This is a genomic window from Pseudomonas sp. PB120, from assembly GCF_009761815.1.
In the GTDB taxonomy this organism is placed as follows: Bacteria; Pseudomonadota; Gammaproteobacteria; order Pseudomonadales; family Pseudomonadaceae; genus Aquipseudomonas.
In genome coordinates, this window is record NZ_RWIN01000047.1 from 1 (window position 1) to 18,518 (window position 18,518).

An 18,518-nucleotide genomic window follows, 5' to 3' on the forward strand; every position below is an offset into this window, starting at 1 on the left:
AGTCAATATTTTCGCTGACTGAATCTGACGCTATCGCGAGCAGGCTCACTCCCACAGGATTGGGGTTTAATTCGATTGTTATCGGTTTAAGCAGGGTTATTTTCGGCGAAGTGGAGATTAATCGCTTTTAAACCCGATTTTTATCGGCTATAAAGTCGCCATTGCCGCGACGCATTTCATCACGTCTGGCGCTTCTCTTTCTGTCATCGGTCGATGCCACACTCGACCCACAGCATTGCCCGGAGATGATTCATGAGCCGTATCGTTACCGTTGCCGCCACCCAGATGGCCTGTTCCTGGGACCTTGAAGCCAACATCGAGACCGCCGAGAAACTGGTCCGTGAGGCGGCCGGCAAAGGCGCGCAGATCATCCTGATCCAGGAACTGTTCGAGGCCCCGTACTTCTGCCAGAAGCCGAACCCGGACTATCTGCAGCTGGCCACGACGGTTGAAGATAACGTTGCCATCAAGCATTTCCAGAAAGTCGCTAAAGAACTGCAAGTCGTGCTGCCGATCAGCTTCTACGAATTGGCGGGCCGTGCGCGTTTCAACAGCATCGCGATTATCGACGCCGACGGCAGCAACCTCGGTATTTATCGGAAAAGCCACATCCCGGACGGTCCTGGCTACCACGAAAAGTATTACTTCAATCCGGGCGATACCGGCTTCAAGGTCTGGAACACCCGTTACGCGAAAATCGGCGTGGGCATCTGCTGGGACCAGTGGTTCCCGGAGTGTGCCCGCAGCATGGCGCTGCTCGGCGCGGAAATTCTGTTCTACCCGACCGCCATCGGCAGCGAGCCACACGACAAGACCATCTCGTCCCGTGACCACTGGCAGCGCGTGCAACAAGGCCATGCCGGCGCCAACCTGATGCCGCTGATCGCCAGCAACCGCATCGGCAACGAAGAACAGGACGGTTACGACATCACGTTCTACGGCTCTTCATTCATCGCCAACCAGTTCGGCGAAAAGGTTCAGGAACTCGACAAGACCGAAGAAGGCGTGTTGGTCCAGAGCTTCGACCTCGACGAACTGGAGCATATTCGCAGCGCGTGGGGCTCTTTCCGTGATCGTCGCCCCACCCTATACAATGCGATCAAAACCCTCGACGGTTCCCTGGAGTCCTGACCCATGACCACTTTAAACAGCACCCCGCGCGCCGACGGCTTCTACATGCCCGCCGAGTGGGCGCCACAAACCCAGACCTGGATGATCTGGCCCGAGCGCCCGGACAACTGGCGCCTGGGTGGCAAACCTGCGCAAGCCGCGCACGTCGCAGTGGCCAAAGCCATCGCCCGTTTCGAACCGGTGACCGTGGCGGTGTCCGCCGGCCAGTACGAAAACGCTCGCGCTCGTCTCGATGTACCGAATATTCGCGTCGTGGAAATGTCCAGCGATGACGCCTGGGTTCGCGACACCGGCCCGACGTTCGTCATCAATAACAGTGGCGAAGTCCGTGGCGTGAACTGGGATTTCAACTCGTGGGGCGGCTTTGACGGCGGCCTGTATTCGCCGTGGAATCGTGATTCGCAGGTCGGCGGCAAGATCCTCGAGATCGAGCGCAGCCAGCGCTATCGCACCGCAGGCTTCGTGCTCGAAGGCGGTTCGATCCACGTGGATGGCGAAGGCACGCTGATCACCACTGAAGAATGCCTGCTCAACCGCAATCGCAACCCGCACCTTGATCGAGCAGAAATCGAAGCAGTGCTCAGCGCAAATCTGGCTGTGGATAAAATCATCTGGCTGCCGGACGGGCTGTTCAACGACGAAACCGACGGCCATGTGGATAACTTCTGCTGCTACGTGCGCCCGGGCGAGGTATTGCTGGCCTGGACTGATGATCCGCAGGATCCAAACTACCCGCGTTGCCAGGCCGCCATGAAAGTGCTGGAAAGCAGCACGGACGCCAAAGGTCGCCCGTTCACGGTGCACAAGATGCCGATTCCGGGGCCGCTGTACGCGACTGAAGAAGAGTGCGCGGGTGTTGATCCGGTAGACGGGACCCAGGAAAGAAATCCGACCGTTCGTCTGGCCGGTTCCTACGTGAATTTCCTGATCGTTAATGGCGGCATTATCGCGCCGAGCTTCGACGATCCGCTGGACGCGCCTGCCAAAGAGATTTTGCAGGCTTTGTTCCCGCTGCATGAAGTGGTGATGGTGCCAGGACGAGAACTGTTACTGGGAGGCGGTAACATCCACTGCCTTACCCAACAACAACCCGCCCCGCACAAGCAGTGAGTGAGGTCGTAACAGCTTGAGTTGAGAAGAGAATCGCTTTAGCAGTCCTTTACCCCCGGCGTCAGACAGCAAGCCCGCAGCCCTACAGGACTGCGGGCTTCTTTGTATCCACTTGTCGACACTTGAGAAATATTGGCACAGCTCTTGTATCTGTCATCGAGTGAAACAGGGAGGGGGAGGACTTCGATGTTCTGTCATAAACCTTGGATAAGTTAGCCGCTCACACACCAGGAGAGAGCGCGGAAATGAACGCCGAAGTGAATGTAGTGAGCGAGCGGGCGTTGCATCCCCTGGCAGTAAACAGCGAATCGCTCCAGATCCTGGCGCACTGGTTGAAGTCCAAAGGAACGCGTCAGACCACAGAATGTGATCCGCGCCGGACGATGATCGAGCGTTATCCCGCTGGTTTGTTCAGCGAGGCGGAACTGGATGCGTTGTGGGATGTGATGGAAGGATAAGAAGAATAAACAACGGATTGATAAAAGCGCTGCCGGGATGGCGGCGCTTTTTTTATGGGCGGGTTTTATCGGTCGTACACAAAGCGTGCGGTCACCGCAGGCTCCGCACCCTCAAGCCTCTTAGACGATTTTTGCCTATCTACCGACGATTCATGAAATTGACACATGGATAAGGGCGCGACTAGGATTCGCGCCAACGCCTGTGGCTAACCGCCATGACTCAAAATAATAAGAAGGCCCGCCGCGATTTTTCGTGGGCGGGCCTTTTTGTTTCGGGGTGAAAAAAGAGCGCGACAGCGCCGATTCAGCCGTTCGGCACAGCGCGTATCAACCCGTAATAAGGAAAAGAACAAAATGTTGAATAAGCGAATCAGCCTGATCGCTCTGGGGATGTTGAGTGCTACGTCGGTCATGGCTAACGACCAGGCCGAATCCAAGGGTTTTGTTGAAGACAGCAGCCTCAAAGTGCTGCTGCGCAATGCCTACATCAATCGCGACAAAAAAGACGGCAATGAAGATCAGCGCGAATGGGGTCAGGCTGCCATCGGCACCTACTCGTCGGGCTTCACCCAAGGCACCGTGGGTGTGGGCGTTGATGCCTTCGGCCTGTATGCCTTGCGTCTGGACCGTGGCAGCCACAGCGGTGGCCAAGGCATCGACTTCTTCAAGGAAGGCGACAGCGGCAACCCGGCGGGCGACCTGGCCAAGGCCGGCGGCGCGGTAAAATTCCGCCTGTCCAACACCGTCCTGACCTACGGCGACCAGATGCCGGCGCTGCCGGTGCTGAGCTACGACAACTCCCGCCTGCTGCCGGAAAGCTATACCGGCACCCTGATCACTTCCAAAGAGATCAAAGGCCTGGAACTGAACGCCGGTCGCTTCACCGCCGAATCGCGCAAAAGCGCGGAAGGTCGTGACAGCGGTGGTCTGAAATCGATCAACGTATTGGGTGGTAGCTACCAGTTCACCGAACAGTTCAAGGCGGCGGTGTACGCGTCCGACGTTGAAGACGTGCTGAAGAAGCAATACGTCAACGCCAACTACGTGTTCCCGATCGACAAGGATCAGTCCCTGACCCTCGACTTCAACGGTTACCGTACCAAGCTGGACGATGCTTACGTTCGCGAAAGCAAAGCCACCGGCGACGACAACAAGATCTGGAGCCTGGCAGCAACCTTCGTCACCGGCCCGCACTCGTTCACCCTTGCGCACCAGCGCAGCACCGGTGACAGCAACCTGGGCTACGCCTATGGCGGTTATCAGAAAGATCAAGGTCGCATCGGTGATGGCGGCAACACCATCTACCTGGCGAACTCCTACTGGTCCGACTTCAACGCTGAAGACGAACGCAGCTGGCAGTTGGGCTACGGTCTGGACTTCAGCGCCTTCGGCGTTCCGGGTCTGAGCTACAACGTGGCTTACGTGCGCGGTGACAACATCACCACGTCCACCAGCGAAGGCGGTACCGAGCGCGAAATCTTCAACCAGTTCAAGTACGTCGTCCAAAGCGGCCCGGCCAAAGACCTGAGCGTGAAACTGCGCAGCTCGATCCTGCGTGTTTCGCAGAAGTCGAGCGAGTACAACGCCAGCGGTAACGAGCTGCGTGTATTCGTGGATTACCCGATCAACATTTTCTGATGATGGGTTGCGGTATCGAGGCCTGATTCAAGGCTGAAAAAGAAAAGCCCCGACTGGTTCGGGGCTTTTTTGTGGGCGCCGATCGAGTGCGACCCTCTGTAGGAGCGAGCTTGCTCGCGATGGACCAGAGAGCGCCGCGGTTAGCCAGAATATATGCGTTATCGTTCACGACCATCGCGAGCGAGCTCGCTCCTACAAGGGCGGATCGAGTTGTGTGCCATCCCGAGACTCTTGGCCACAAATGATCGAAACGATCATTTGAATGATTGGTTTGCGCAATTGACAGCGATATCCTAAGATCGATTTGACCGAAATGAACATTGCCTGATCAGTTCAGTCAGTTTCGAGGTGAAGCACGTCTTGCCAAACAATTATAAAAGGAGACCCTCGTGGCCCAAATTCCTATCAAGCGCACCATAGAACGCGTACCGGGCGGCATGATGATCGTGCCCCTGCTGATCGGTTCGCTGGTGGCAACGTTCCTGCCCGATACACCCAAATTTTTCGGCTCCTTCACCAATGCGCTGTTCACCGGTGCCTTGCCCATCCTTGCGGTGTTCTACGTCTGCATGGGCGCGAGCATCAACATCAAATCCACGCCTTACCTGCTCAAGAAGGGCGGCACGCTGCTCGCTACAAAAGTCGGGATCGCCGTTCTGATCGGCATTGTGCTCGGGCACTTCCTGGGTGAGCAGCCGATTTCTTCCGGTCTCTTCGCCGGCATTTCAACCCTGGCGGTGGTCGCCGCGATGAACGACACCAACGGTGGCCTGTACATGGCGCTGATGGGGCAATACGGCCGCTCCGAAGATGTCGGCGCGTATTCGGTCATGTCGCTGGAGTCCGGCCCTTTCCTGACCATGGTCACCTTGGGCATCGCCGGTCTGTCGGCATTCCCTTGGCCAACGCTGGTGGGCAGCATCCTTCCGTTGGCGCTGGGTATGTTGCTGGGCAATCTCGACCGTGACATGCGCGATTTTCTGGCCAAAGCCGTTCCAGTGATGATCCCGTTTTTCGCCCTTGCACTGGGTGCCAGCCTGGATTTGCATAACGTCTGGCAAGCCGGTTTGCTGGGGCTCGGGATGGGCGTTGCCGTCGTCGTGCTGACGGGCATCCCGCTGTTCTTCGCTGATCGCCTGACCGGCGGCACGGGCGTCGCCGGGGTTGCTGCGGCGACCACTGCCGGGAACGCCGCAGCGGTCCCTGCGCTAATCGCAGCGGCCAATCCGGTGTATGCCGAAGCGGCCAAGAGCGCGACTATCCTGGTGGCTGCGTGTGTCGTGGTCACCGCGATCCTCGCGCCGTTGCTGACCGCCGCTGTCGCCAAGCGCGTGCAGCAGCGCAGCCCTGTCATCACACCGGACGCCGGGGTCGCGCCGCAAAAGCAGGAGGCGTTGCGATGAGGATTCTGATCATCGCCGATGACCTGTCCGGTGCGGCCGATTGCGCCATCGGCTTTGCGAGCGCAGGGCTGCAGACGGTGGTCACGCTTGAACCCTTGAGTGACAAAGCGGACGCCCAAGTGATCGCCGCCGATACGGATACCCGGCGCCTCACACCGACACAGGCCGCCGAGCGCACCGTCGCTGCGTACAAGGCACTGCATCAACCTGGGCAGCGACTGTACAAAAAAATCGATTCGACCCTGCGTGGTAACTGGGCGGCGGAAGTCGCCGCCCTGCAACCGTTGGCGGGCCTGGCGATCGTGGCTCCGGCGTTTCCCGCCACCGGGCGCACGCTATGCGGTGGCCGGGTGTTGGTGGACGGCCAGCCGCTGGAAACCGCCGATACCTGGAAGCTTGAAAACGCCGACCGCCCGGCGGATGTCGAGGCAATGCTCATCGCCGCCGGCTTAAGTACCGCCAAGCTCGATCTTGACGCCCTGCGCGGTGACCAAAAAGCACTCGCGCAGCACATCGTCGAAGTCGCTCGCAGCGGCACTCAGGCGTTGATCGTCGATGCGCAAACCGAGCATGACCTGCTGACTCTCGCCCGCTTGACGGTGTCGATGGATCAGCCGCTGTTCTGGATCGGTTCGGGTGGCCTCGCGCGGGAAATCGCCAGTCTTGCTGATGTCTCCGACGTAGGATTCACGGCCATCGAACACGATGCCGTCGAAAAAAACCAGGCGCCGATTCTGATACTCGTCGGCAGCCTTTCTGGCGTCTGCGAACGCCAGTGCGCATTGCTTAAAGAGCGGGGCGGAGTCAGCGAATTGGTGGTCCCGCCCGAGATCCTTCGCCAAGGCACGACGCATGTCGATTGGGCGCTCTGGCAATCGCGCATCGGCGAGCAACTGGATGGCTGGAGCGACCTGCTGCTGCGCATCGGCCGCGATGAAGCGTTCGATCCCCAAGAGGGCGCACAACTCTCGACCCTGCTGGCCGCGCTAGTAAAACCCCATTTCACCAAGGTTGGCGGCTTGATCGCCACGGGCGGCGAGACCGCGCGCGCGATATTGACCACCGTTGGCATCGATAGCCTGCAACTGCTGACCGAAATCGAAGCCGGCGTCGCCTTCGCCCGCCCGACCATTTCCCGGCAGGGGCATCGCCCCGGCATCGTGACCAAAGCCGGCGCGTTCGGCACCGATCACGCCTTGTATGCGGCATGGCAACACTTGAGCGACAGCGCCGATCGCTCCCCGCCCCAACGCACACGAATCCAAGGACTCGAATGAACACTATGAACAACTACCTTCCCGTCATCGGCATCACCATGGGTGACGCCACGGGCGTTGGCCCGGAAATCATCGTCAAGAGCCTGACTCACGACGTCGTCTACCAACAATGTCGCCCGCTGGTGATCGGCGATGCGCGCCGTCTGGAGCAGGCCAATGTCATCGTCGGCGGCAGCGCCAAAGTGCGCCGCATCAAGAACGCCGCCGAGGCGCAATACGAGGCCGGCGTCATCGACTGCATCGACCTCGACCTGATCCCCGACGACCTGCCGTTCGGCGAGCTGTCGCCCATTGCCGGCGACGCTGCTTATCAATACATCGCCCGTGCCGTGCAACTCGCCGAGGCCGGCCAGATTGATGCGATCTGCACCGCGCCGCTGAACAAGGAAGCGTTGCACGCCGGTGGCCATAAATACCCCGGCCACACCGAAATGCTCGCGCACCTGACCAACGTCGACGAAGTGTCCATGATGCTGGTGGCGCCGCAGCTGCGGGTGATTCACGTCACGACTCACATCGGCATCATCGACGCGATCCGCAAGATCGAGCCGGGCTTGGTCCAGCGCACCATCGAACGCGGCAACGCGACACTGATCAAGGCCGGCATCGCCCGCCCTCGGATCGGCGTGTGCGGGATCAACCCGCATGCCGGTGAAAACGGCTTGTTCGGCTATGGCGAAGAGGAAGAAAAAATCATTCCTGCGGTGAAGTTGTTGCAGGAACGTGGCCTCGACGTAACCGGCCCATTGCCGGCCGACACGCTGTTCTTCCGCGCCGGACGCGGCGACTTCGATCTGGTGGTCGCGATGTATCACGACCAGGGCCACGGCCCGGTCAAAGTGCTCGGCCTGGAAGCTGGCGTGAACGTCACCGTGGGGCTGGACGTGATCCGCACGTCGGTCGACCATGGCACCGCTTTCGATATCGCCGGCAAAGGCATCGCCGATGAACGCAGCCTGCTCGAAGCGCTGCGCCAGGGCGCGGAGCTTGCCACTCGACGGGGATGAGGCGCACCGGCGCGGTCGTGTAAGATCGACCACCGTCCCCACAACGAGACCCGCCATGAAAGCCTCCGAACGCCACCGCGCCATCCTCGACCTCGTACGCATTGGCGATGCCAACGTCGAGCAATTGAGCGCGGCGCTCGGGGTGTCCGAAGCGACGGTGCGCCGTGACCTGACCATGCTCGCCAAGCAGCGGCATTTGGTGCGCACCTATGGCGGCGCCACTGCCGTGGTGGGCGTGCATGAGCCGGAAGCGTCACTCGAAGAGCGCAAGACGTCCCAATGGGAACAGAAAGACGCCATCGCCCAAGCGGCGGCGGCTCACGTTCAGGACGGCGATACCGTGCTGCTCGACGGCGGCACTACCTGCGCCGCGCTGGCCCATCACCTGTGCTCGCGACAGGATGTGCACGTGGTTACCAATAACCTGTTGGCCGTCATGACCCTGGCCAACGCGCCGGGTATTCGCCTGACCTTGATCGGCGGCGATTTGCGCGGTTCGAGCATGAGCACGTTGGGGCCGTTGGCGGAGCTGACGTTGAGCCGGTTGAGTGTCGATAAAGCGTTTCTCGGCGCCGACGGTGTGGTCGCCGAATTCGGTTTGTGCGAGGCCAGTGCGCAGCAGGCGTATCTCAAGGAATGCATCATCAAGCGGGCGGCACAGATTGTTGTCCTCGCTGACACCGACAAACTTGGCCGTGCCCGGCAGCAGCACTGGACGCCGATTGAGCGAGAGTGGCGGTTGATTACCGGGGCCACTGCTGATGAAGCGGCGCTTGCACCGTTTTATGCGCTGAAGCAAATCACCGTAGAAACGGTGGAAATGGAGTAACCGCGAACCCCTGTGGCGAGCGAGCTTGCTCGCGCTGGGCTGCGTAGCGGCCCCAAAAATCTAACAACCAAGCCAGTGCCTGCGGGTGACACACATTCAATTACCCGTCTCCCCCTCGCGGTAGGTCTCATGTCGCCAACATGTCGTCCGCAGCGACACGTCCTCAAGACGTGTCGCAAAAAGTGAAAAATTGCGACACGTAGTAGACGTGACTTCTGCAGTATAAATTACACCACGTAACTAATGATGTTCCCGCCCCCACCTTTATCCCCTCCAGCTAACTCCCTACATTGAGCTCCAACGCCTACCCATCATCCCGATGAGCAGGTCACTGGAGATTCCTCATGCCTTTCGTCAGCGTCCGCATCACCCGCGATGGTGTTACCTCCGAGCAGAAAGCTCAGGTGATCGCCGAAATCACTGAAACCCTGCAACGCGTCCTCAAAAAGGACCCGCACCTGACCCACATCGTGATCGAAGAAGTCGACACCGATAACTGGGGTTACGCCGGTATCACCACCACCCAGTACCGCAAGCAGCTGGCTGAAGAGGAGGGCAAGTCGTGACGGCGTCGGTCTCCATCGATTTCATCTCTGACGTGGTGTGCCCGTGGTGTGCGTTGGGTGCCACGGCACTGGAGCAGGCCATCGAGAACCTGGCGGGTGAGGTCTCGGTGGAGCTGACCTACAAGCCTTTCGAGTTGAACCCGGACATGCCGGCAGTCGGCGAAAAAGCGGTCGAGCATTTGATGCGCAAGTATGGACGGACCGCCGAAGACGTTGCCGCTGGTAAGGCCATGCAGATCGCTCGCGGCGAGGCCATCGGTTTCACCTTCGACCTGGAAAAGCGCACTCACTTCTACAACACGTTTGATGCGCATCGGCTGTTGCTGTGGGCATTGCAGGAAGGGCGGCAGGTCGAGCTGAAGAAGATCCTGTTGCGGGCCTACTTCAGCGAGGGCCAGAACCCGAGTGATCGCCAGACGCTGGTTCGACTGGCAGCACAAGCCGGACTGGATGCGGCAGCGGCTCAAGAGGTGTTGGCGTCCGGAGCGTTCGCCAAGGAGGTCCGTGAGCTTGAAGCGTTTTACCGCCAGCACGGCATCAATTCAGTACCAGCCATGATCCTCAACGGTCGTCACCTGGTGTCCGGTTCGCAGTCGGTCGAGTACTACGAACAGATGTTGAGACAAATGGCGAAGGCACCTGCCGAAGCCTGATTACGTACTTTTAAAACCATCATTTATCAGTAGAGGTTCATCATGAGCAATTCGAAAAAAGTCATCGTTATTACTGGCGCGTCCCAAGGTCTCGGTGCAGGCATGGTTAAAGCGTTCCGTGATCTGGATTACCGGGTGGTCGCCACTTCGCGTTCGATCAAGCCGTCAACCGATCCGGACATCCTTACCGTGGCTGGCGACATCGGCAACCCGGAAGTCGCTCAACACGTTATCCGTGAAACCATCGCCCGCTTTGGCCGCATCGACACCCTGGTCAACAACGCCGGGATCTTCATCGCCAAACCGTTCACCGCGTACACCGCTGAAGACTATGCGAATGTGCTGTCGGTGAACCTCAATGGTTTCTTCTACATCACCCAACTCGCCATCACCGAGATGGAAAAACAAGGCAGCGGCCACGTGGTCAACATCACCACCAGCCTGGTGGACCATGCCATCGACGGCGTGCCGTCGGTGCTGGCGTCGCTGACTAAAGGTGGTTTGAACGCGGCGACCAAATCCTTGGCCATCGAATACGCCAAGCGCGGGATTCGGGTGAATGCGGTCAGCCCTGGCATCATCAAGACGCCGATGCATGGTGAGGAAACGCATGAAGCATTGGGGAACCTGCACCCGGTTGGGCGCATGGGCGAGATCAGCGACATTGCGCAGGCGGTGGTGTATCTGGATAGCGCCAACTTTGTCACTGGCGAGATTCTGCATGTGGATGGTGGGCAGAGCGCGGGTCACTGAGTTCGGTTTCTCAAACCCCGGAAACAACAAAGCCCTCGTATTTCTACGAGGGCTTTGTTTTGTATGGTGCCGGCACCAGGAGTCGAACCCGGGACCTACTGATTACAAGTCAGTTGCTCTACCAACTGAGCTATACCGGCGTGTTAGGGCGACGATTATAGCGACTGGATTGGTTCTGTAAACCCCTGAATTCAGACTATTTTTACTTAAGCCTCAATCGGGGTTTTTTGACGGGTCTTTCGATCATCGTGCGTTATGGAACTCGACCCGCTAAACGTTGACTTTGGGGGCGGACGTCATCGCTGCGGCGCGCCAAATCCAATACAGATTTACCACTCATATCTCCCCGATTTAGGCAGTTATGTCCTTTTGATTGAATGCTTATGCACAACGGCCTGATCGACGCACGCCATTACCACCGTATTTGTGGATCCGTTCTCATTTGCTCGCAAATGCCTGTTTTTCTGGTTTTTTCTGCATGTGTACGAAAATTGAACAGCAGTGTTTCAGGCCCGAAACAGGCGCGGATATTGGATCCACGATAATTCCATCAACAGAGTTATCCACAGGCTGATGCTGATCAAGAGCGCTCGGCAAGGAGCAAGAAATTGCGCGGTGTGACGGCGGCTTGGCAGAAGGTTCCGAGGCGGACGTCGTAGCCCTGCTCGACGAGGAAAAGTGCCCGATCCAGTACCAGCCAAAGCTCCAGTGGGCGTCGGAATAGACCGCGCAGCAGCTCCAGATTGCGCACTTCGGCCAAACGTTGCCAGCCGGCTGATTCGAGCGCTGACCAATTCTGCGGGCCGATTGTGGATAACTCTTTCAGTGCGGCCAAATGGTGGCAGTAATCAGCAAACGATTTATCCAGCCATGCGCTGGGCAGGGAGGGGGTGGGCAGGTATTCGTCGGCTCCGCGCAGTTGCCGCTGCAGCAGGTCGAACGCCAGGCGTCGGGCCATGGACGTGTCGCGTTGGCGTCGGACGCGAGCACCGGCGGTGACGGTTTCGCTCATGGGTAGCGAAAGGTCGTCGAGGGACAGTTGCAGGTGGGAGCGCTTCGCCGAGGAGGACATCGGTTGATATTCGCCAAGGCTGATCCGGTTATAGCAGCAGGGCGCAATGGCCAGTTGCTTACAGCCTGCCGAACTGGCGAGCTGGATCAGCCGCACATGCAGGTCACCACAGGCGTGCAGTGCGACCGGGGTGTGCTCAGCGTTCAACAACGTGGCGGCGCCCGGAGCCAGCACATCCTGTTCGACATGCAGCGCATGCAGGTGATGACGTTGGCTGAGTGCCTGGCCGCTGGCAACCAGTGCGGGATCGTATTCCAGACAAGTCAGTTGCTGCCCGGTTTGCAGCAGGCGTCGACCCAAGTGACCTTTTCCCGAGCACCAATCCAGCCAGTGCATCGGTGTTGTAGCAAACGATAACCGACCGGCAAACGCTTCGATCTGCTGCCACTTGCGCCCCGGCACATCGACATTCAGCCGATGCCCGGCCGCTTCAAGCGCATGCAGCGGCAACTCACCCACCAAACCCAGCTCAAGGGACAGCGCCGCCAGCGAAGCAAACGGCTCGGGCGCATCCAACAGCGAAGGTTGATTGTGAGCACTTTCCGCCTCGTCCAGCGAACGTCCGCGTAGCCACAAAGCCAGCTCGGGGTGGGACGCTTCCCACGGAAGCTGACGATGGGTAAACGGTCGAGGTTTCCACAGCGCCTGATGTTCTGTCAGAAAAGCATCCAGCGCTTCGAAACGGGCGAGTAAGAGCTCGCCCGTCAGCACGTGGGAATCAGCGCCCTTGGCAGGCATCGACGCGCAACCAGCGCTCCAGCAGCTTGAAGCCGCGGACCAGCACGTAAGCCATCAACAGATAGAACATGCCCGCCGCGAAGAAAATCTCCACTGGCAGATACGTCCGGGCAATGATGGTGCGGGCCATGCCGGTCAGTTCCAGCAAGGTCACGGTGCTGGCCAGTGCGCTGGCCTTGAGCATCAGAATCACTTCGTTGCTATAGGCCGGCAGGCCGATGCGCGCGGCGCGGGGCAGGATGATGTAGAACATCGCCTTGGCGCGGGACATGCCCAGCGCGCGTGCCGCTTCGATTTCGCCCTTTGGAATCGCCTGGATCGAGCCGCGCAGGATCTCGGCGATGTACGCCGCCGTGTGCAGGGTCATGGTCGCCGTGGCGCACCAGAAAGGATCGCGCAAGTACGGCCACATCGAGCTGTTACGGATCACATCGAACTGCGCCAGGCCGTAGTAGACCAGGAACAGTTGAACCAGCAGCGGTGTGCCACGGAAAAAGAAGATGTAGCCGTAGGGAATGGCCCGTACATACCAGAGTCGCGACGAGCGCGCGATGCCCAGCGGGATCGCCAGCAGCAGTCCGGCAATGACGGCGATGGCAACCAGCTCCAGTGTCAGCGTCGCGCCCTGAGCCAGTTTCGGCAGCCACTTGATAATGACTTCCCAGTTCATTGAGTTGTCCTCGCGAAGCCGCGACCCGCGCGTTTTTCCATGAAGTGCATGCCGGTCATGGCGAGAATCGTCAGGCCCAGGTACATGAACGCCGCCACCATATAGAAGGTGAACGGTTGCTTGGACACGGTCACGCCGATTTGTGCGTGACGCATGATTTCTTCCAGGCCGATGACGGACACCAGCGCGGTGTCTTTCATCAAGATCATGAACAGGTTGCCCAGGCCGGGCAGGGCGATGCGCCACATCTGCGGCATGATCAGTTTGGTGAAGATGCGAAATTTCGACAGGCCCAGTGCCACGCCGGCTTCACGGTGGCCCTTGGGAATCGCCAGAATGGCACCGCGAAACACTTCCGTGGCGTAGGCGCCGAAGCACAGGCCCAGCGCAATCACGCCGGCGGCGAAGGCATTGAGTTCGAGATCGGGTTTGCCAAAAAACTCACCCAGGGCACGCATCAGGTTGACCGTGCCGAAATAGATCAGCAGCACCCAGAGCAATTCCGGGATGCCGCGAACCAGCGTCGAATAAGTGCCGCCAAGCCATTGCAGCGGCTTGTACGGGGAAGTCTTGGCCAAAGCGCCGAGAAGACCGAGCACCAGCCCGAGGCACAGGGCCGAGAGCGCCAGTTTCACAGTCATCAGCGCACCCGCGGCAAGCGCGGGGCCGAATCCGTAGAGATCGATAGTCATGGATTTCTTTTCAAAGCGCGGCAGGCAATGCCGAGGACGGGCGCCGTACAACCCAGGCGCCCGTCCGGCAGGTCAGAATCAATAGATGCTGAACGGGAAGTACTTGTCGTTGATCTTCTTGTAGGTGCCGTCAGCGACGATTTCTTTGAGCGCGAGGTTCAGCTTCTCGCGGATCGGGTCGTTTTTACGCACAGCAATACCGATCTTGTCGCTTTCTTCCACCGGGTCACCCTTGAACTCGTAAGAGCGACCGGCGTCGCTTTTCAGCCATTCATAGTTGACGTATTTGTCCGCCAGGATGCCGTCCAGACGACCGGAAGTCAGGTCCAGGTATGCGTTTTCCTGGGTGTCGTAGAGTTTGACTTCGACGCCTTCCATGTTGTCTTCCATCCAGGTGCCAGCGAGCGTTGCACGTTGTGCGCCGATCACTTTGCCTTGCAGGGAAGCCTTGTCGGTTTTGAAATCAACATCTTTCTTGGCGATAAACTGCAGCTTGTTCGAGTAGTACGGGTCGGTGAAGTCCACCGCTTGCTTGCGCTCGTCGGTGATCGACATCGAGGAGATCAGGAAGTCGAATTTCTTGGCGTTCAGGGCCGGGATGATGCCGTCCCAGTCGGAGGTGACCACGCTGCACTCGACTTTCATCTTGGCGCACAGGGCGTCGCCGATTTCCTTGTCGAAGCCGACGACATTGCCACTGGCATCTTTATTGTTGAACGGCGGGTAGGCCGCTTCGATGCCCATCTTCAAAGTTTCGGCCATGGCACCGGCGCTGAAGGCCAGGGTGACGGCGGCGGCCAGGAAGACCTTTTTGTAGTTCTGCATGCGGGTAGCTCCGTTAGCGGTTGCTGGACATGAATTGTTTGCAGCGCGCCGAAAGCGGGTTTTCGAACACCTGCTGTGGCGATCCTTGCTCTTCTACCAGGCCCTGGTGGAGGAACACCACTTCGCTGGAGACCTGACGGGCGAAGCCCATTTCGTGGGTGACCAGCAGCATGGTGCGGCCTTCTTCGGCCAGTGCGCGGATGACATTAAGTACTTCCTGGACCATTTCCGGGTCAAGGGCGGAGGTGGGCTCGTCGAACAGGATCACCTTGGGTTGCATCGCCAGTGTGCGGGCAATCGCTGCGCGCTGTTGCTGGCCGCCGGAGAGTTCGGCCGGGTACGCGTGGCGCTTGTCAGCGATGCCGACCTTGGCCAGCAAGGCTTCGGCGACTTCGATGGCTTCTGCCTTGCTTTGGCCGAGCACGCGGCGCGGGGCCTCGATGATGTTGTCGAGCACACTCATGTGAGGCCAGAGATTAAAGTTTTGAAACACAAAACCAATCTCGCTGCGCAGGCGGTTGATCTGTTTGCCGTCGGCGGCCACCAGTTCGCCGTTCTTGGCGGCTTTGAGCTTGAGTTCTTCGCCGGCCACCAGGATTTGGCCCTGGTGCGGGTTTTCCAGCAGGTTGATGCAACGAAGGAACGTGGACTTGCCGGAACCGGAGGAGCCCAGGATCGAGATCACATCGCCGTCGCGGGCGGTCAGCGAGATGCCTTTGAGCACCTCCAGCGAACCGTAGCGTTTGTGCAAGTTGCGGATTTCAAGCGCGGGCGTGGCCTCAGCCATGTGCGTTCCTCATAGTGTATTGCGCTCCTGCTGTTGGCGGGCCTTCCTGGCGAGGCGGCCAACCTAGCATAGCGTCTGAATGGCAGCCAACAGCGCTACGGGCGGTAATCGGGTGGCTTGCGGCAGGTTGTCGCATCGGTACAGCAGACTGTCGCCCCATCAACAACCGAACAGAGGTTTTAACCAGCGCCTGCCGGGCTGCGGCGTAAAAAAGGGCGCGATGTTGCCAGCTTTGGCCGGGGGTTGGAAGCGCTATCCGGACAAACGTCCCTGATCCGCCCCTTTATTGTGCGTCGAGTGCTTTTTCAGGTGTGTTTCTGGTGCGCGGATACGTTACTTGAGTGGGTCGCAGGGTAACGTTCTGGCTAATTGCCATTAATCTCAATGACTTGCGATGACTGTCCGGTCGGGACGAGATCGCCGGATTAGACGGTTTTGAAACATTTTGGCGCAAATCTTGCGTACAGAATCTAGAACGCCCCGTTGGTTTCTTTTTACGAGAAGGAACACCGAGCGGGATGCATGCATTCGCTTTTCCTTACAAAGGTAGTTTCAATGAGCAGTAACCAAAGCTCTAATGGCCTCGAACAGGGGCTCAAACCGCGTCATGTGACCATGCTGTCGATTGCCGGGGTTATCGGCGCCGGCCTGTTCGTGGGCTCGGGTCACGCCATCGCCGCTGCAGGCCCGGCCGTACTGTTGGCCTATGCCGCCGCCGGTATGCTGGTGGTGTTGGTCATGCGCATGCTGGGTGAAATGGCGGTTGCTTCGCCAGACACCGGCTCTTTCTCGACGTACGCCGATCGCGCGATCGGTCACTGGGCCGGTTTCACCATAGGCTGGCTGTACTGGTGGTTCTGGGTTCTCGTGATCCCGCTGGAGGCCAACGCCGCCGCAACCATCCTGCATGCCTGGTTCCCTGGCGTGGATATCTGGGCCTTCGCCCTGGTCATCACCATGTTGCTGACCGTGACCAACCTGTTCAGTGTGAAGAACTACGGTGAATTCGAGTTCTGGTTCGCCCTGATCAAAGTGTTGGCGATCATCGGCTTCATCGTTCTGGGCGTCGCGGCGATTTTCGGCTTCCTGCCGGGCAGCCAGGTCAGCGGTGTTTCGCACCTGTTCGACACCCAAGGTTTCCTGCCAAACGGCATGGGCGCGGTACTGGGCGCAATCTTGACCACCATGTTCTCCTTCATGGGTACCGAGATCGTGACCATTGCGGCCGCGGAATCGAAAGATCCGGGCAAGCAAATCTCCAAGGCCACCAACTCGGTGATCTGGCGGATCGGCTTGTTCTACCTCGTTTCGATCTTCATCGTTGTGGCCCTGGTGCCTTGGAACGACCCTGTACTGGCCAGCCTGGGTTCCTACCAGACCGTGCTTGAGCGCATGGGCATCCCTAACGCCAAAATGATCGTCGACATCGTGGTACTGGTCGCTGTAACCAGCTGCCTGAACTCGGCGCTCTACACTTCGTCGCGTATGTTGTTCTCCCTGGGCAAGCGCGGTGATGCACCGGCCATGTCCACCCGCACCAACAAAAGCGGCACGCCTTACTGGGCTGTCATGCTGTCCACTGGTGCAGCGTTCCTGGCAACCTTCGCCAACTACGTAGCCCCGGCTGCGGTGTTCGAATTCCTGCTGGCCAGCTCCGGCGCCATCGCGCTGTTGGTGTACCTGGTGATCGCGATCTCGCAACTGCGCATGCGCAAGCAGCGCATTGCCCGTGGCGAGAAAATCGCGTTCAGCATGTGGCTGTTCCCTGGCCTGACCTACGCCGTGATCGTGTTCATCGTCGGCGCACTGACCATCATGCTGTTCCAGGAAGCCCACCGCGTGGAAATCCTCGCGACCGGCCTGCTGAGCCTGTGTGTCGTGGCCGCCGGCCTGTTCGTGGCTCGCCGCCGCAAGCTGGACGCACGTGGCGCGGTAGTACTGAGCTGATTGATCGCGTGATGTGAAAACGGCCGCTGTCAGTGATGACAAGCGGCCGTTTTTGTTTAAGGGCGAAGACTTACTCGCCTTTTTCTTCCTCTGCATCCAGCGTCTGGCGATAGCTGTCCAGCGCATCGCCAAAGTCGGTGATGAACTGCGGATCGGTCAGCCAGGCCTGCGCGGTCTCACGGTCCATGCCGTCGGCCCACATGCGGTAATCGATCAGCATGTCGGCGGCCAGGTGGGTCGCGGCCATGGCTTCGTTGTCGGCGTTTTCCATGTCCAGCAATTCTGGATGGTCGCTGATGATTCCGGCGAGATCGGACAGCAGGGTCAGCAGCATGTCGTTACGGCTGACAGCTTCTGCGTCGCGCATTTTGCTGAACATTGCCAGGGTGTATTCCGGAATCGGTTCGCCGATCTCGCCCAGGTCATCGTCCAGTGCGGCGGGCTTGCGGCCGTGGATATTGATTTGCTTGGCTTTGATCTTGGCGCGTTTGGCGCGTTTCTGCTGCTTGTTCAGGGAGGCCATGGGTGCTCAGTTTGCTTTCGGTTGGTTTTGGGCCGCGATGGCTTCGGATGCCGCCACGTAATCCACCTGGAAGGCAGGGGACTCGATCCAGGCCAGCGCGCCGGCTTCATCTGTTTCCGTGGACCATTGGCGGTACTCGATCAGCGCGGCGATGATGAAGTCTGTCGCTGTTTCTTCGCCTTCCTGCTCCAGCACCAGCGCAATCAGCGGGTGTTCCAGGAAGGCCGCGCACATGGCCTGCTGGCTGATCTTTTGCGCGTCGATCATTTCTTTGAACATGTCGGTCAGGTCGACCGATTCAAAATCGATGCGGTCGTCGTTCGGGTCCAGCTCCACCGGCGCCGCGGCCCGTTGGGTGCGGTTCTGTTTAGCCTTGGCTTTGGCGCGGGTGGCGCGTTTTTGCTGCTTGTTGGCGGAGGCCATGGTGTTTGATCCGTCG

Annotated in this window: 19 protein-coding genes and 1 tRNA gene; 12 read left to right on the forward strand and 8 right to left on the reverse strand. The window is 59.2% G+C overall.

Features of this window, described 5'->3' with window-relative positions; genetic code table 11:
* Positions 1-252 precede the first annotated feature (252 nt).
* From aguB to EJA72_RS09780, 11 genes are all read left to right on the forward strand, one after another.
* Complete coding sequence (gene aguB, locus EJA72_RS09730; protein ID WP_157711256.1) at positions 253-1,131, forward strand: N-carbamoylputrescine amidase; 879 nt, start codon at positions 253-255, stop codon at positions 1,129-1,131.
* Positions 1,132-1,134: 3 nt separating this feature from the next.
* On the forward strand, positions 1,135-2,241 hold the full coding sequence (gene aguA, locus EJA72_RS09735) for an agmatine deiminase (RefSeq protein ID WP_157711257.1): 1,107 nt from the start codon (positions 1,135-1,137) through the stop codon (positions 2,239-2,241).
* A gap of 245 nt (positions 2,242-2,486) precedes the next feature.
* Positions 2,487-2,699, forward strand: coding sequence for a hypothetical protein (locus tag EJA72_RS09740; protein WP_157711258.1), 213 nt, complete (start codon positions 2,487-2,489; stop codon positions 2,697-2,699).
* A gap of 354 nt (positions 2,700-3,053) precedes the next feature.
* The gene (locus tag EJA72_RS09745; protein ID WP_157711259.1) at positions 3,054-4,337 is read left to right on the forward strand and encodes an OprD family porin; all 1,284 of its coding nucleotides are present in this window, start codon (positions 3,054-3,056) and stop codon (positions 4,335-4,337) included.
* A 389-nt stretch (positions 4,338-4,726) separates the two neighbouring features.
* Positions 4,727-5,740: a 2-keto-3-deoxygluconate permease gene (locus EJA72_RS09750; protein WP_178129228.1), complete on the forward strand. Its 1,014-nt coding sequence runs from the start codon at positions 4,727-4,729 to the stop codon at positions 5,738-5,740.
* On the forward strand, positions 5,737-7,017 hold the full coding sequence (locus EJA72_RS09755) for a four-carbon acid sugar kinase family protein (RefSeq protein ID WP_157711260.1): 1,281 nt from the start codon (positions 5,737-5,739) through the stop codon (positions 7,015-7,017). The genes EJA72_RS09750 and EJA72_RS09755 overlap by 4 nt, the downstream gene beginning before the upstream one ends.
* 5 nt (positions 7,018-7,022) lie before the next feature.
* Positions 7,023-8,024, forward strand: a complete 1,002-nt coding sequence (gene pdxA, locus EJA72_RS09760) for a 4-hydroxythreonine-4-phosphate dehydrogenase PdxA (protein WP_157711303.1) — start codon at positions 7,023-7,025, stop codon at positions 8,022-8,024.
* Between the two features lie 55 nt (positions 8,025-8,079).
* Positions 8,080-8,853, forward strand: a complete 774-nt coding sequence (locus EJA72_RS09765; RefSeq protein ID WP_157711261.1) for a DeoR/GlpR family DNA-binding transcription regulator — start codon at positions 8,080-8,082, stop codon at positions 8,851-8,853.
* A 344-nt stretch (positions 8,854-9,197) separates the two neighbouring features.
* Positions 9,198-9,419 carry a 4-oxalocrotonate tautomerase family protein gene (locus EJA72_RS09770; protein ID WP_157711262.1) on the forward strand — a complete coding sequence of 74 codons (222 nt, stop codon included), beginning with the start codon at positions 9,198-9,200 and terminating at the stop codon, positions 9,417-9,419.
* On the forward strand, positions 9,416-10,072 hold the full coding sequence (locus EJA72_RS09775; RefSeq protein ID WP_178129230.1) for a DsbA family oxidoreductase: 657 nt from the start codon (positions 9,416-9,418) through the stop codon (positions 10,070-10,072). Before EJA72_RS09770 ends, EJA72_RS09775 begins: the two co-directional genes overlap by 4 nt.
* A 42-nt stretch (positions 10,073-10,114) precedes the next feature.
* Complete coding sequence (locus tag EJA72_RS09780; protein WP_157711263.1) at positions 10,115-10,825, forward strand: SDR family NAD(P)-dependent oxidoreductase; 711 nt, start codon at positions 10,115-10,117, stop codon at positions 10,823-10,825.
* A 64-nt stretch (positions 10,826-10,889) separates the two neighbouring features.
* Here the strand turns inward: EJA72_RS09780 and EJA72_RS09785 are convergent.
* From EJA72_RS09785 to EJA72_RS09810, 6 genes are all read right to left on the reverse strand, one after another.
* Positions 10,890-10,965 (reverse strand) — tRNA-Thr (locus EJA72_RS09785).
* A gap of 440 nt (positions 10,966-11,405) precedes the next feature.
* Positions 11,406-12,635, reverse strand: a complete 1,230-nt coding sequence (locus EJA72_RS09790) for a methyltransferase (protein ID WP_157711264.1) — start codon at positions 12,633-12,635, stop codon at positions 11,406-11,408.
* Complete coding sequence (locus tag EJA72_RS09795; protein WP_157711265.1) at positions 12,616-13,305, reverse strand: ABC transporter permease; 690 nt, start codon at positions 13,303-13,305, stop codon at positions 12,616-12,618. The genes EJA72_RS09790 and EJA72_RS09795 overlap by 20 nt, the downstream gene beginning before the upstream one ends.
* Entirely contained in the window at positions 13,302-13,997 is a 696-nt protein-coding gene (locus tag EJA72_RS09800) for an ABC transporter permease (protein ID WP_157711266.1), read from the reverse strand. The genes EJA72_RS09795 and EJA72_RS09800 overlap by 4 nt, the downstream gene beginning before the upstream one ends.
* Positions 13,998-14,075: 78 nt before the next feature.
* Positions 14,076-14,822, reverse strand: a complete 747-nt coding sequence (locus EJA72_RS09805; protein ID WP_157711267.1) for an ABC transporter substrate-binding protein — start codon at positions 14,820-14,822, stop codon at positions 14,076-14,078.
* Positions 14,823-14,835: 13 nt separating this feature from the next.
* Positions 14,836-15,609 (reverse strand): ABC transporter ATP-binding protein, encoded by a 774-nt coding sequence (locus EJA72_RS09810; protein ID WP_045062018.1) that lies wholly within the window; start codon positions 15,607-15,609, stop codon positions 14,836-14,838.
* Positions 15,610-16,164: 555 nt separating this feature from the next.
* Here EJA72_RS09810 and gabP point away from each other — a divergent pair.
* Complete coding sequence (gabP, locus tag EJA72_RS09815; protein ID WP_157711268.1) at positions 16,165-17,556, forward strand: GABA permease; 1,392 nt, start codon at positions 16,165-16,167, stop codon at positions 17,554-17,556.
* Positions 17,557-17,626: 70 nt separating this feature from the next.
* Here gabP and EJA72_RS09820 read toward each other — a convergent pair whose 3' ends face one another.
* Complete coding sequence (locus EJA72_RS09820) at positions 17,627-18,079, reverse strand: hypothetical protein (protein WP_157711269.1); 453 nt, start codon at positions 18,077-18,079, stop codon at positions 17,627-17,629.
* A 6-nt stretch (positions 18,080-18,085) separates the two neighbouring features.
* The gene (locus EJA72_RS09825) at positions 18,086-18,502 is read right to left on the reverse strand and encodes a hypothetical protein (RefSeq protein WP_157711270.1); all 417 of its coding nucleotides are present in this window, start codon (positions 18,500-18,502) and stop codon (positions 18,086-18,088) included.
* Positions 18,503-18,518: the final 16 nt, after the last annotated feature.